The sequence below is a fragment of the Rhodococcoides trifolii genome (assembly GCF_014635345.1).
GTDB classification, from domain to species: Bacteria; Actinomycetota; Actinomycetes; order Mycobacteriales; family Mycobacteriaceae; genus Rhodococcoides; species Rhodococcoides trifolii.
Window position 1 is genome coordinate 18,545 of sequence record NZ_BMCU01000005.1, and the last position, 13,422, is coordinate 31,966.

Annotated in this window: 13 protein-coding genes; 2 read left to right on the forward strand and 11 right to left on the reverse strand. The window is 66.1% G+C overall.

Annotation, left to right across the window (positions count from 1 at the left end; all coding sequences use genetic code 11):
- Nucleotides 1-2 precede the first annotated feature (2 nt).
- The 3 genes from IEW02_RS19945 to IEW02_RS19955 are packed head-to-tail and all read right to left on the reverse strand — an operon-like array spanning nt 3 to nt 1,632.
- Nucleotides 3-374, reverse strand: coding sequence for a hypothetical protein (locus IEW02_RS19945; protein ID WP_229746185.1), 372 nt, complete (start codon nt 372-374; stop codon nt 3-5).
- Nucleotides 371-1,147, reverse strand: coding sequence for a LytR/AlgR family response regulator transcription factor (locus IEW02_RS19950; RefSeq protein ID WP_188546660.1), 777 nt, complete (start codon nt 1,145-1,147; stop codon nt 371-373). Before IEW02_RS19950 ends, IEW02_RS19945 begins: the two co-directional genes overlap by 4 nt.
- 53 nt (nt 1,148-1,200) lie before the next feature.
- A complete protein-coding gene (locus IEW02_RS19955; protein ID WP_188546661.1) occupies nt 1,201-1,632 on the reverse strand; it encodes a PPOX class F420-dependent oxidoreductase in 432 nt (143 codons plus the stop codon).
- 39 nt (nt 1,633-1,671) lie between these two features.
- Here IEW02_RS19955 and IEW02_RS19960 point away from each other — a divergent pair, with 39 nt between their 5' ends.
- The gene (locus IEW02_RS19960) at nt 1,672-2,733 is read left to right on the forward strand and encodes a lipase family protein (RefSeq protein WP_188546662.1); all 1,062 of its coding nucleotides are present in this window, start codon (nt 1,672-1,674) and stop codon (nt 2,731-2,733) included.
- On the opposite strand, the gene IEW02_RS19965 is transcribed toward IEW02_RS19960, so the two are convergent.
- Nucleotides 2,721-2,972, reverse strand: a complete 252-nt coding sequence (locus IEW02_RS19965) for a helix-turn-helix domain-containing protein (RefSeq protein ID WP_188546663.1) — start codon at nt 2,970-2,972, stop codon at nt 2,721-2,723. The two genes, IEW02_RS19960 and IEW02_RS19965, sit on opposite strands and share 13 nt — an antisense overlap.
- Nucleotides 2,973-3,016: 44 nt before the next feature.
- Here IEW02_RS19965 and map point away from each other — a divergent pair, with 44 nt between their 5' ends.
- Nucleotides 3,017-3,781 (forward strand): type I methionyl aminopeptidase, encoded by a 765-nt coding sequence (gene map, locus IEW02_RS19970; protein ID WP_188546664.1) that lies wholly within the window; start codon nt 3,017-3,019, stop codon nt 3,779-3,781.
- Between the two features lie 3 nt (nt 3,782-3,784).
- Here the strand turns inward: map and IEW02_RS19975 are convergent, their stop codons facing one another.
- The 7 genes from IEW02_RS19975 to IEW02_RS20005 form a co-directional block, all read right to left on the reverse strand.
- Nucleotides 3,785-4,957: a sensor histidine kinase gene (locus tag IEW02_RS19975; RefSeq protein WP_371829982.1), complete on the reverse strand. Its 1,173-nt coding sequence runs from the start codon at nt 4,955-4,957 to the stop codon at nt 3,785-3,787.
- The gene (locus tag IEW02_RS19980; RefSeq protein ID WP_188546665.1) at nt 4,954-6,165 is read right to left on the reverse strand and encodes a lipase family protein; all 1,212 of its coding nucleotides are present in this window, start codon (nt 6,163-6,165) and stop codon (nt 4,954-4,956) included. Before IEW02_RS19980 ends, IEW02_RS19975 begins: the two co-directional genes overlap by 4 nt.
- Entirely contained in the window at nt 6,165-7,787 is a 1,623-nt protein-coding gene (locus IEW02_RS19985) for a Na+/H+ antiporter (RefSeq protein WP_188546666.1), read from the reverse strand. Before IEW02_RS19985 ends, IEW02_RS19980 begins: the two co-directional genes overlap by 1 nt.
- Before the next feature lie 62 nt (nt 7,788-7,849).
- Nucleotides 7,850-8,074: an antitoxin gene (locus IEW02_RS19990; protein ID WP_188546667.1), complete on the reverse strand. Its 225-nt coding sequence runs from the start codon at nt 8,072-8,074 to the stop codon at nt 7,850-7,852.
- Nucleotides 8,075-8,106: 32 nt separating this feature from the next.
- On the reverse strand, nt 8,107-10,491 hold the full coding sequence (locus IEW02_RS19995) for an HAD-IC family P-type ATPase (RefSeq protein WP_188546668.1): 2,385 nt from the start codon (nt 10,489-10,491) through the stop codon (nt 8,107-8,109).
- 27 nt (nt 10,492-10,518) lie between these two features.
- Nucleotides 10,519-11,625, reverse strand: coding sequence for an MBL fold metallo-hydrolase (locus IEW02_RS20000; protein ID WP_371829983.1), 1,107 nt, complete (start codon nt 11,623-11,625; stop codon nt 10,519-10,521).
- A 90-nt stretch (nt 11,626-11,715) separates the two neighbouring features.
- Complete coding sequence (locus IEW02_RS20005) at nt 11,716-13,395, reverse strand: purine-cytosine permease family protein (RefSeq protein WP_188546669.1); 1,680 nt, start codon at nt 13,393-13,395, stop codon at nt 11,716-11,718.
- Nucleotides 13,396-13,422: the final 27 nt, after the last annotated feature.

Here is a 13,422-nt window from a genome sequence, read left to right on the forward strand (position 1 = left end):
CGTCAGTCCTCGACGAGGTCGGTGAATTCCCGCTCGTTGCGGTCCGCAACGCGCACGAACAACCATCCCGCGCCGAGCAGAACCGGGTAGACGACGATGCCCAGAACCAGCCACGGCAACCGGACGCCCGCAACGGTCAGCTCGCCCACTTCCGGAAGCACCGCCATCAACACGGGGAACAAACACAGCAGAACCACCACGACCACCGCCGTGCGCATCGCGACCGCAAGTTGCGCACGGATCAGGCCGCGAATCATCGCGTCGCCCACCTCGGTCTGTTCCTGCACCTCCACCCGCGTTCGCACGATGCGGGCGCCGCGTCGCTGCGCGAGAACCACGCGCTCCCGCGGCCGCGACGCCCCGTCGGCGCTCACTGGCTCGCTCGCGCCCGTCGCGGTCCGCGGACCAGACGATCGCGGAGCTCGCGGGTGTGCCGCCTGCTGACGGGTAACTCGACTGCGGGGGCGCCGCCGAATCCCCGCAGGCACACCACGAGTCCCGATCCGACCGTCTTGATCCCCGTCACCAAGCCGATCGAGACGAGGTAGGAACGATGAACCCGGAGGAAGCCGTGCTGTGACCACCGAGTTTCCAACGTGGACAACGGAATCCGAACCAAATGATTACCCTCGCTGGTGTGCAGACGCGCATAGTCCCCCTCGGCCTCGACCCAGGCGACCGTGCTGCGCTGCACCAGGGTGGTCACACCGCCCAGCTCGACGGGGATGACCTCGCCCCGGTCGTCGTCGTCATCGGGTGCGGGAGACGACCGTCGTTCGGACACCCGGCGGACAGCGTCGGACAGGCGCTCGTCGCGAATCGGCTTGAGAAGGTAGTCGACAGCCCCGATCTCGAAGGCGGCGACAGCGCGATCGTCGTGCGCGGTCACGAACACCACCGCGGGCGGCGACGCGAAATTGGCGAGGACGCCCGCGAGCTCGAGACCGTCCAGACCGGGCATGTCGATGTCGAGAAACACACCGTCGAATTCGGAGTCGCGCAGCAGCCGCAGTGCGGTGGTCGCATCGCGGGCCGCCGCCACCGACGCCACCTCGGGACGTGCACGCAGCAGAAACACCAGCTCGTCGAGCGCAGGTTGCTCGTCGTCGACAGCCAGAAGGCGGAGTCCGGGGTGCTCGTTCGTCACAGTGAGACGATCGTGCCACGCCCGACCTCGATTCGGACACGGACTGTGGTTGTTCAGCCGATGCGCTGCCCGTACACCCGCTCGACGGTCATCCGCACGAGGACGCGGCGGTCGGACACCATCACCGCGCGGTATTCGTCCCAGTCGGGGTGCTCCCCCGATGCTGATCGGTAGTACTCGACCAGGGCATCGACCGCGGGATCGTTCGGGTCCGAGCTCGGACCGATCAGGGTCACCGTGCCTTCGGCAGTGGCCCAGGACCTCCCGTTCGGCCCGGTCACCTCGACGCTGGCCCGCGGATCCCGGCGCAGATTCTTCGTCTTGGCGCGGCCGTCGGTCACCGAGATCAGCACGACGCCGGCGGCTGCGTCGTAGAACGGGGTCACGGGAGAGAGCTGAGGGCGGCCGTCGGACTTGATCGTCGCGAGGACGCCGAGAGTGCTCTCGGCCAGAAGCGCGTAGGGGTCGAACGCATCGTCGGTCATGCGTGCACGATATCGGGCGCCCTCGCATAGTGTTCGCTCATGAGACGAGCGGGTGACCTTCTGTCCGCCGCGCCGCTTCCGATGAGATGGTGCGGCAGTCCCGGAGTGTCGAAGATCGCCTACCTGACCGAAGGCTCGGACGGAACACCCACCGTGGCAGCCGGACTGATGTTCCTTCCGGCCGGTGAGGCGCCGCCCGGCGGATGGCCCGTCGTGTCGTGGGGACACGGGACGTCGGGAATCGGCCGGTACTGCGGACTGACGGCGTCGCGCGGGGCACCACACGACGCTTCGTTCCTCTCGGAACTGGCCCGCGCCGGGTACGCCGTGGTGGCCACGGACTATCTGGGTCTGACACCTACCGCGGCGCAGTCGCATCCGTATCTGGATATCCGCACCGGGGCGACAGCGACGATCGACATCGTCCGCGCTGCCCGACAGGCGGATTCGGGATTGTCGGAGCGCTGGGTGACGTTCGGGGTGTCGCAGGGCGGTCACGCAGCGCTGGGAGCGGGAAGCATCGCCGCGAAGTACGCACCCGAGCTCGACTACCGCGGCACCGCTGTCATTGCCCCCGCGTCCCATGTCGAAACGCTGCTTCCGATGGCCGGCCCGCACGCACCGAGGATCCCCGAGCTGACCGGACTGGTCGCCATCGCCGGCGCAATCTTGTCCGGAATGTCGCTGAGGCCGAACGTGTTCGACGTTCAGCCGTATCTCAGCGACGAGGGGCGGCGTGTCCTCGCCGCACTGGCCGACGTCTGCGTGGACAAGTGGGGCGACGTCGTCGACGGGGTGACCTTGAATTCCATGCTGACGAGGCCGTTGTCCGAACCGGCCTTCGTCCGAGCTCTCGGCGACTACATGCGCGTACCGACCTACGGGTACAACCGGCCGATCTTCGTCGCACAGGGCACGAGAGACACCATGGTGCCGTTGTCGCTGACGATGCGGCTACTGGCCGAGTTCGACGGCACCGGAACAGAATACGAGCTGGCCACCTTCGACTCCGAACACGACTCGATCGCGGAGGAAGGCGGTTTCGCGGCCGGGTTGGACTTCGTGCGGAGCGTGCTGCCACCCGCCGGTCACACCGCTTGACTGCTCCACAGGTTCGCCAGAGCCTGAATCGGGAGCGACAACGCCTCACCGAGCGCGACCACCGTGCCGAACGCGGGGGTGGGCAGACGCCCGGTTTCGATCTTGCGCAACGTTTCCGGCGACATCCCCGCTGCGGCCGCTACCTCGCCCAACGGTCGATCGCCGCGGGCCTCACGCAGCAGAACGCCCATGCGTCGACCGGCCTCGACCTGATGCGGGGTGAGCGGATTACGAACCATGGAGGCCACTCTACCCGGTATTTAAATACCGTACACTCGACCGCATGATCGAACTGAAAACGCCCGCCGAGGTCGAGAAGATGCACGTCACGGGCCGGTTCATCGCCGACACGCTGACCGAGCTGGGTGAGCTGGCCGATGTCGGCGTGAACCTGCTCGAGATAGAGAACCGCACACGCGAACTGATCGCCGCCCGCGGCGCCACGTCCTGCTACTGGGACTACTCCCCCTCGTTCGGCAAGGGCCCGTTCCGCAACGTCATCTGCCTGTCGGTGAACGACGCTGTGCTGCACGGGTTGCCGTTCGACTACACCCTTGCCGACGGCGATGTGCTCAGCATGGACTTCGCCGTCGAGATCGACGGATGGGTCGCCGATTCGGCTCGTACCGTCATCGTGGGTACGCCCGCTACCGAGGACGCGCGGGTAGTCGAAGCAACCGAGGTCGCGCTGACCGCCGCCATCGACGCGTCGCAGGCCGGCAACAAACTCGGCGACATCTCCGCCGCAATCTTCGAGGTCGCCGACCGCTACGGATATCCGGTCAACACCGAGTTCGGCGGACACGGGCTCGGCCGCACGATGCACGAGGATCCCCACGTCGCCAACAAGGGCCGGGCCGGACGCGGGCTGACACTGAAGCCCGGGCTCACCATCGCGCTCGAACCGTGGCTCGCGATCGGCACCGACAAGATCGTCTACGACCCCGACGGGTGGACCATCCGCTCCGCCGACGGGTCGCGAACGGCGCACTCCGAGCACACGATCGCCATCACCGAGGACGGGCCGCGGGTGTTGACGGCTCGGTAGCTCCTACGCCCGAATCCCCTGCCTGAACTTCGGAATACGCATACTCACCTTGGTCCCCGCATCCGGCGCCGTCTCGACGACGAGGCCGTAATCGTTGCCGAAGGTGGCGCGCAGTCGGTCGTCGACGTTCGCGAGGCCGACGTGCATTCCCTCCTCCGAGTCGATCGATCCGGATCGGAGCAGTTCGGGGTCCATGCCGACGCCGTCGTCCTCCACGCTGATCACGGCGTCGGTTCCCTCGTCGGCGGCGATGATGGTGATACGCCCGCTCCCCCGCCCGGCCACGCCGTGCCGAACGGCGTTCTCCACCAACGGTTGCAAGGCCAGGAACGGCACCACCACATTGAGGACCTCCGGCGCGATCTGCAAGGTGACGTCGAGGGAGTCTCCGAACCGCGCGCGCTCCAGCGTCAGGTACCGATCAATGTTGCGCAGTTCGTCGGACAGCACCGTGTACTCGCCGGAGTTGCGGAACGAGTAGCGGGTGAAGTCTGCGAACTCGAGCACCAGGTCACGCGCGCGATCGGGATCCGTTCGGACGAAAGACGCCACGGTGGTGAGCGAGTTGTAGACGAAGTGCGGACTGATCTGCGCTCGGAGCGCCCGCACCTCGGCGCGGTCCAGACGTCCACGCGCAGCATCGAGTTCGGCCAATTCGATCTGCTCGCCCACGTAGCGAGCGACCTCGGTGCACGCACCGATCATGCCCGGGCCCGGCTCCGCGACGGTGGCCGCACCCAGAACACAACTGACCCCGACACCGTCTGTCACCACCGGCTGCACGATCAGCGACCGGGCCGGGGAGTCACCGGATGCGCGGAGCCGCACCAGCACTCGGCGCTGACCGTCGATCGCTCGACGCGACGCCTCGTCGAACTCGCCCGCCAGATCATCGTCGTCCGCGGTGTTGGCGAGAATGTGTCCGTCCGCGTCGGCGACGATCATCGCGTCGGCCCCGATCAGAACACGAAGGTGCGGTGCAGCTTCCGCCGCCGACGTCTCGTCCAGACCACGCCGCAGAGGCCGCGCGGCACGAGAGGCGGTGTGCAGAGTTGCGTGCACGGCGCGCTCGGTCGGCGTGGTCAGAGGTTGTCCGCTGCGCCGAGTGATGACGAAGAGCGCGGCCATCACCACCACCGCGATGGCGACGATCGCGACGGCAGCGGTGGCGGTCACGGCAGCGACCCGCAGGTGTTCGCAGCCGTGACACCGTCGAACCGGTCGAAGATCCAGTCGATTCCCTCGCCGACCGCGGCGCCGTCCGCGTGCCCCTGATCCGGACGCAGCCTGAAGTCGATCGTGTCGCCGAGTGCGCACGCGCGCCTGGTCGCGTCTTCGGTCCACGCGGGGAGGACGAGGTTGTCGCGACCACCGGCCAACACCATCATCGGTGCTGCCGCAGCGGTTTTCGGGAGCGAGATGTCCACCAACCACTGGCGGATCCGCTCCAACGCCTCCGGCGACGTCGGTGATACGTCGTCTTCCTTTATCTGACCGGCGGCGAGGAACTTCTGTGAGGCCAGGTCCCCGGTACAGGAGATCAAGACGTCCTTGTTGGCCGCGAGACCGCCACGCAAATAGTCGCTGTCCTGCACGTCGGGATAGCGCGCCTGGAACCCCTCCAGTACGAAGGGCATCAGGAACTGTTGCGGCACAGTAAGATCGAACTTACCGTCCGCGACGACCTTCGACAGATCCGCGGCCGGTGACAGGTTTGCCGAGCCCAGGAACTCGAGGCCGTCGCCGTACTGCGGCGCCATCTCCGCAGCGGCCCACGACGCCTGCCCACCCTGCGAGGTGCCGATCGCCGCCCAGCGGGTTCCCGCCGTCGGTGCAACGAAGCGGGCCGCCCGGACGGCGTCGATCATGTCGTACCCGGCAGACGTCGGGTCGAGGTATGGATGCGGACCGTCCGTACCGAGCCCTTGAAAATCCGTCACGACGACGACCGCGCCGCGAGCGAGTGCGGGAGCCACCGTCGTGATGTTGCCCAGCAGGTTCGGATACAGCGACGGAGCGCATTCGTCGGTGACTCCAGTGGTGCCGTGGCCGACGGACACCACCGGCCATCCACCGGTGGGCGCTGTCCCCGCCGGGACGAACACGGTCCCCGAGACGATCACGCCCCCACCGTCGAGCCCGGATGTCGATCGGTAGGTGACGCGGTATTCACTGGCTCCGAGCGCGCTGATGCTCTGGTCGACTTGGCCGAGAAGATCGCTGGAGACGATCTGCCCCCGTTCGTCACCCGCGGGCGCTGGGACCGTGGGCTGCGTCGGGGTCGTGGTGGACGGGGGTGCGGTGGACGGGGTTGTCGTAGACGTCGAGCATCCTGCGAGCAGAACCAGAGCCACGACACCGGCTGCTGTTCGCCTGAGATGCATCAGTCTCCGCTCAACCTCTCGATACGGCGTTCGGCTGCCGCCTGCTCGACATCCATTCCTTCCAACACCGTACGCAAGACCTCGTCGTCGAGGTCGCCCGAATCGCGGGCCGTCAGGAGGGCGTCGCGCTGCGCGCGCAGGACGTTGCGCCGCACCCGGTCGAACACCGCGCCCGTACGTTTTGCGGCCGCCACACGTTCCTGGTTCTCCTCGGTTTCGTCGGCTTGCATGCGGGCCAGGACGGATCGACGCACCCGCATCACGACTTCGTTCTTCTGCTCTGCGGTCATGGTCTCGGGCATTCGGGTCGCTGCCTCGTGCAGATATTTCTGTGCCGCCTGCCGCGAGATCGATCGTGCCTTCCTGGTTTGGGCGTCCCACCAGTCGGCCTCGTCGGGGTCTGCGACGTCGAGCCGCCGCACCAGAAGTGGCAGTGTCAACCCTTGCAGAAGCAGTGTTCCGACCGCCACGGTGAATGCGATTGCCTGGATCACCCCGCGACCGGGAAAGTCGTTGCCCAGCAACGTGGTCAGGGGAACACCGGTGGCCGCCGCCAAGGTCACCACACCCCGCATACCCGCCCACGAGATCACCAGGTTCTGCCGCCAGGTGAGCCCGGAACGTGCCTTCCCCGGCAGGAATCGCTCGATTCCCATGCCCGCGAAGATCCACAGCGGCCGTACCGCGATGACCAGCACCAGGATCAGCAACGCGTACGCGAAGATGTGATGCACGGGAAGGCCTTCGGCACGAACGTCGTCGATGACGAATTTGAGCTGTAGGCCCATGTAGGCGAACACGAACGTCTCGAGGAGCAGATCGAGGGTCGACCACACCTGCCGCTCTTGATTGCGGGTGCGAATGGTGTCGCGCGAGCTGGCGGCGCCGAGCACGAAACCGGCGGTCACCACCGCCAGTACCCCGGAGGCGTGTATTTCCTCGGCCGCGAGGTACGCCGTGAACGGTACGAGAATGCCCAGGACAGTCGCCAACGCGGAGTCGGTGATCCGCGTCCGAACGAACCTGACCAAACGGGACAGCACGAGGCCGACGCCGACACCGCCCACCACTTCGTAGACGAAAAACAGCACGGGCGAATCGATCCCGGTGCGGCTGCCCGTCACCGCTGCCGTCGTCAGGGTGAACAACGTCAGTGCGGCGGCGTCGTTGACCAGGGATTCGCCGGTGAGAATCGACATCACCCGATTCGAGAGCCCCAGTTTGCGGCCGACCGCCACCGCCGCGACCGCGTCGGGTGGGGCCACGACTGCGCCGAGAACGAGCGCTGCACCGAGCGTGAGTTCGGGTACCAGCCAGAAGGCGAAGAACCCCACCGCTGCGGTCGTCACCACGACCAGACCCACGCCCAGGCGAACGATGGTTCCGAAGCTGCGCTTGAAGCTGGCGAACGAGAAGTCCAGGGCCGCCGAGTACAGCAGCGGCGGGAGCACGGCTCCGAGGATCAGATCGGGTTCGAGCTCCAGACGCGGGAGACCGGGAATGAAGGACGCGGCAGATCCGACCGCGACCAGGACCAGCGGTACCTGCAGATCCAGTCGTTTGGCGAAGCCTGCGATGGCCACCGCCCCGACCACGACCAAGAGAAAGAGGGAACCGTCCACACCGAACAGTGTGACGGTTCCCCCGAGTTCTGGACTACTGGCGAGTTGTTACCCGGCAAAGCTCAGACGACGGGCGGGCGGCCTCCGGCCTGTCCGTTCCCGTTGTTCCGGTTCGCCTTCTTCGCGGCGTCCTGGACCTTGTCGATCTTGTCGGCGTATTTGCCCTGCGTCTTCTTGTCGATCATGTCGCCGGCCTTGTCCACGGCCTTGTCGATCTTGTCCGAGTTCTGAGCGGCAGCGTTCTTACCCTTGCCGATCAGGCCCTTCAGTGTGTCGGCAAAACCCATGACAGCTCCCTTATCGATGTGGACGGGCCCCCTCACGAACGAACCAGGGACCCGCTGGAGGAGCTTACTCGCCCGCGGCGCGCCACTCGATGCGCAATCTCCACGCCGACGGCCCCGATCACCCCGAGAACCAGAGCCGACGTGGTGGCCGAGACGTTCGACGGATCGAGCTGGAAGAAGCGTCGCAGGACGGGTACCGAGAACAGAATCAGGTACCCCGCCGCAGATCCGGCGAGCAGCGCGATCTTCCACCACACGTACGGGCGAGCGACCACCGCAAGGACCCACAGCGCGATGACGATGAGGGTGATCAGCGCGGTGGTGCCTGCCTGAGTCTTCTGCGCGGCGCTCGCGTCCGGTCCGGCGTAGGCGAGCAGGTAGGACACGAAGGTCAGCGATCCGACGATCAGACCCGACGGAACAGCCAGTCGCAGTACACGTCCGACGAAATCCGATCGGGCACGTTCGTTGTTGGGTGCGAGCGAGAGGAGGAAGGCCGGGATGCCGATGGTGAACCACGCCGCGATCGTCACGTGCCGAGGGAGGAACGGATACGGCAGCGGGTCGAAACCGAAAAGTTGCGACAGTGGGCCCGATACGCCGACGAGAAACGCGAGTATCACCGAGTACACCGTCTTGGTCAGGAACAGGTTGGAGACGCGTTCGATGTTGCCGATCACACGCCGCCCCTCGGCGACGACATAGGGCAAGGTGGCGAACTTGTTGTCCAGCAACACGATCTGAGCAACGGCGCGGGTGGCGGGGCTTCCCGATCCCATGGCGACACCGATGTCGGCGTCCTTGAGTGCGAGCACGTCGTTGACACCGTCGCCGGTCATGGCCACCGTGTGTCCGCGCGACTGCAGTGCGGCCACCATCTCCCTCTTCTGATCCGGGCGCACCCGGCCGAACGTCGTCGACGTGTCGAGCACCGCCGCGAGTGCGTCTCGGTCGTCGGGCAGGTTGCGGCCGTCCACCGCGTCGCCGCCGACGTCCAGACCGAGTGAACCGGCGACCGCGCCCACGGAGACTGCGTTGTCACCCGAGATGACTTTGACCACCACGTCCTGAGATTGGAAGTACTCCAGGGTTTCTCGCGCGTCGGAGCGCACCTTCTGCTCCAGGACGACGAGTGCGCGCGCCGTGACGGCACCGGGCGCGGAGGGAGCGTCGACACTGTCGTCGGACGTGGCGAGAAGCAGCACGCGCAGGCCACTGGACCCGAGCGCCTCCGCGGTCCGGGCGACGTCGCCGGTCGGGTCGAGCAGAACATCCGGTGCACCGAGAATCCAGTTTCCGTTCTCCCCGAACGAATATCCGCTCCACTTGTTGGCCGACGAGAACGGTGCCACAGCCGTCTGCGTCCAGGGCGGGACCTCGTCGTAGGCCTCCGCGATCGCAGCGACGCTGGCGTTGGGTCGTGGATCCGCCGCGGCCGACGCCGCGAGTGCGTGAGACACCTCCGAACGGTCGCCGGCAAGGACTCGGACGTCGGAGACCCGCATTCCGTTCTCGGTCAGGGTGCCGGTCTTGTCCGCGCACACCGTGTCGACGCGCGCCAGACCCTCGATGGCCGGAAGTTCTTGCACGAGAGCATTTCTCTTGCCGAGTCGCACGACACCGACCGCGAACGCGATCGACGTCAGCAGCACGAGTCCCTCGGGAACCATGGGGACCAGCGCGGCCACCATGCCGTTCAGTGCGGGCCGGATGCTCTCACCGCTGGCGAAGAGCTGGTTGTAGACGATGAGCAGACCCGCCGGAATCATCAGGTAGGTGATGATCTTCAGGATGCGGTCGATCCCGCTGCGAAGTTCCGACGCGACCAGGGTGAACTTGCTGGCTTCGTCCGCCAGCTTCGCCGCATAGGCCTCGCCGCCGACCTTCGTCGCCCGGTAGGCGCCGCTGCCCGATACGACGAAGCTGCCGGAAAGAACATGCGTCCCTTCGGTTTTGTGAACCGGGTCCGCTTCGCCGGTCAGCAGGGATTCGTCGACCTCGAGCGCGGATGCCTCGATCACATCGCCGTCGACGACGATCTGGTCACCCGGCCCGAGCTCGATGACGTCGTCCTGGACCACCTCGTTCGGGGCGAGCTCGGACACCTGGCCGTCGCGTCGGACGGAGGGCTTGGCCGCGCTGACGATGGCCAGTGCGTCGAGCGTTCGTTTCGCCCGGATCTCCTGCACGATTCCGATCCCGCTGTTGGCGACGATCAGCAGCCCGAACATCGCGTCGATGACGGAACCGGTGGCCAGGACGATGATCAGCAACACCGTCAGAATTGCGTTGATGCGGGTGAACACGTTGGCGCGCACGATGTCCGACACACTGCGGCTCGCCCGATCCGGGATGTCGTTGGAACGGCCGTCCCGTCGCCGTTCGGTCACTTCCGCCGACGTCAGGCCACTCGTCATACGAGACAGGCTCGCATATCGGACAGGTCAGTTCAATTCCCACCACGGCTGACGGTCCGAGCCGCGCAGGACGTCGACGCGCTGGCCGGGCATCGGCACCGTGACGTGTACGCCGCGCGTCGTCGCCGCTTCGATCAGCCGCTCGATGGGCTCGGACCAGGGGTGGAACGCAAGGTTGAAGGTTGCCCAGTGCACCGGAATCACGATGCCGTGCCCCGCGTCCGCGCTCTGCAGGTCCACGTGCGCCTGCACGGCTTCCTCGGGGTTCATGTGAATGTCGCGCCACTGCTCGTTGTAGGCGCCGACGGGGAGCAACGTGACGTCGAAGGGGCCGTACGTCTCGCCGATCGTCGAGAAGCGCGGTGTGTAGCCGGTGTCGCCGCCGAAGAACGCCGAGTGCGACGGACCGGCGATGGACCAGGATGCCCATTGCGTGGTGTCGCGAACGAGCCCTCGCCCGGAGAAGTGCCGCGCTTCCGTACAGGTGAGAGTGATGCCGGCGACCACGGTGGCCTGATCCCAGTCGAGTTCGACGATGCGGTCCTCGGGGACGTTCCACCGGCGGAGGTGCGAACCCACCCCGAGGGGGACCACGAACGGCGCCGTCTGCGTGTCGAGAAGAATCCGGACGGTGTCCCGGTCGAGGTGGTCGTAGTGGTCGTGGGAGATCAGAATTGCGTCGATGAGCGGAAGCGCTTCCGCAGCAACAGGAACGGGGTGCAGACGCGCGGGACCCACCAGTGCCGACGGGGACACGCGATTGCTCCACACCGGGTCGGTGAGAACGCGTCGGCCGTCGATCTCGATCAGAACGGACGAGTGACCGAACCATGTCACGGCGATGTCGCCGGCCTCGGCGGGGGCGAGCGGGGTGGCGAGCGGAATCGGTCGGCGGGGGCGACCGTTGCGACCTTGCGTCAGCAGGTCCCGGAAGATCTTCAGATCAGGGCTCGCGGCGGAACTCGGAATCGAGTTACCGAATCTGCGATTGCGGTAGTGCGGAGACGCCGCAGCGTACGGCTGGATCCTGTTTCGCGACGCACCCATCGCGCTCGGCAGGCCCCACGCGGCGCGCACCAACCACGTGAGCCCGGCAGCGGCAAGAACAGTCGAGACGACGTTGCGTGGCTTCACGATGTCCAGTTTAGGTGCCCACGCGACAAGTGCGCCCGAGCCGGGCAGGCTCGGGCGCACTCTCCTCTCGCAGACTTGCTGCGGGCGGACCTACTTCTGAGCGGGCAGGATGTGCTCACCCGTCTTGTCGGTGCTCAGCGACAGCGAACTGATGTACTGCTTCTCCCCGTTCGGACCCGGCACGTTCGACAGCATCATGTCGGGACGTTCGAACTCGACTCCGGACACGACGCACAGGAGCGTGGCGTCGGAGGGGTTGCCGTGCTCGTCGAACATCGGCAGGTCGATGCCGTCGTCCGTGCGGCGCAGGTAGTACTTGCCCTTGGTCGCCACGGCCAGGATCGGCGGCAGGACGAGGGCGAGCACCAGGGCGACGAGCGGCGAGTACGGCTTGATGGCCGACCCGAACGCTCCGAAGAACACAAGGATGGACAGGATTGCCGACGCGGCCATCGATCCGAACCCGACCGGGTTCACGTTGTAGAGCATGCCGCGGCGGAACTCGGGCACCTTGGGCGAGAGCTTCAGGATGTACTTGTTGAACACGATGTCCGAGGCGACCACGGCAATCCACGCGATACCGCAGTTCGCGTAGAAGCCGAGAATGTTGTTCAGGAAGTCGAACATGTTGGCTTCCATCAGGACCAACGCAACGGCGAGATTGAACAGCACGAAGACCATGCGGCCCGGGTACGTCTTGGTGACGCGGGTGTAGGAATTGGTCCACGCCAGGGATCCGGAGTACGCGTTGGTGACGTTGATCTTGATCTGGCTGATCACGACGAGAATCACCGCGAGGGTCATGGCGAGCCAGCCCGGCATGAAGTTCTCGTAGATCTCGAGGAACTGGTGCACCGGCTCGTTGGCAATGGAGGCACCGTCGACGACGTTGGCGATCAGGTAGACGGCGAGGAAGAGACCGACGACCTGCTTGAGTGCGCCGAAGATGACCCAACCCGGTCCTGCGAGGATCACCGCAGTCCACCAGCGGCGCTTGTTCTCCGGCGTCTTCGGAGGCATGAAGCGCAGGTAGTCGATCTGCTCGGCGATCTGGGCGATCAGCGAGAGACAGACGCCGGCCGCGAGCATGACCGACCCGAGGTTCACACCTTTGCCGGCCTCACCGTTGGCGCCACCGAACGCCATGAACTGCCCGACCGAGTCGGGGTTCGAGACGACGAGATAGACGAACGGCAGGACCATGAGGATCAGCCACAGCGGGGTGGTCCAGACCTGAAGCTTCGCAAGCGCTTTCATTCCGTAGATGACCAGCGGGATGACCATCAACGTGGAGACCGCGTACCCGATCGGTAACGGAATGTTCAGACCCAGTTCGAGACCCTGCGCCATGATCGAACCTTCGAGGGCGAAGAAGATGAAGGTGAACGTGGCGAAGATGACATTGGTGACCACCGACCCGTAGTAGCCGAAACCGCTTCCACGCGTGATCAAGTCGAGGTCGATGTTGTAGCGGGCAGCGTAGTAGGCAAGGGGCAGACCGGTCAGGAAGATGACGACGGCGAAGACCAGAATGCCCCAGAGCGCGTTGCCGGTGCCGTACGAGATGCCGATGTTGGCGCCGATCGCGAAGTCGGCGAGGTAGGCGATGCCGCCCAGCGCGGAGGTCGCGACGACTCCGGTGCCCCACTTGCGATAACTGCGGGGGGCGAATCGGAGCGTGTAATCTTCGAGAGTCTCCTTCAGTGCGGTGTTCTCGCTCGCGGTCAACGGCTTTGCCGCACCGGAGGTCCCATCGTCGACAGCGGTCATATGAGTGGCGGTCCTTGTCTGTACGCG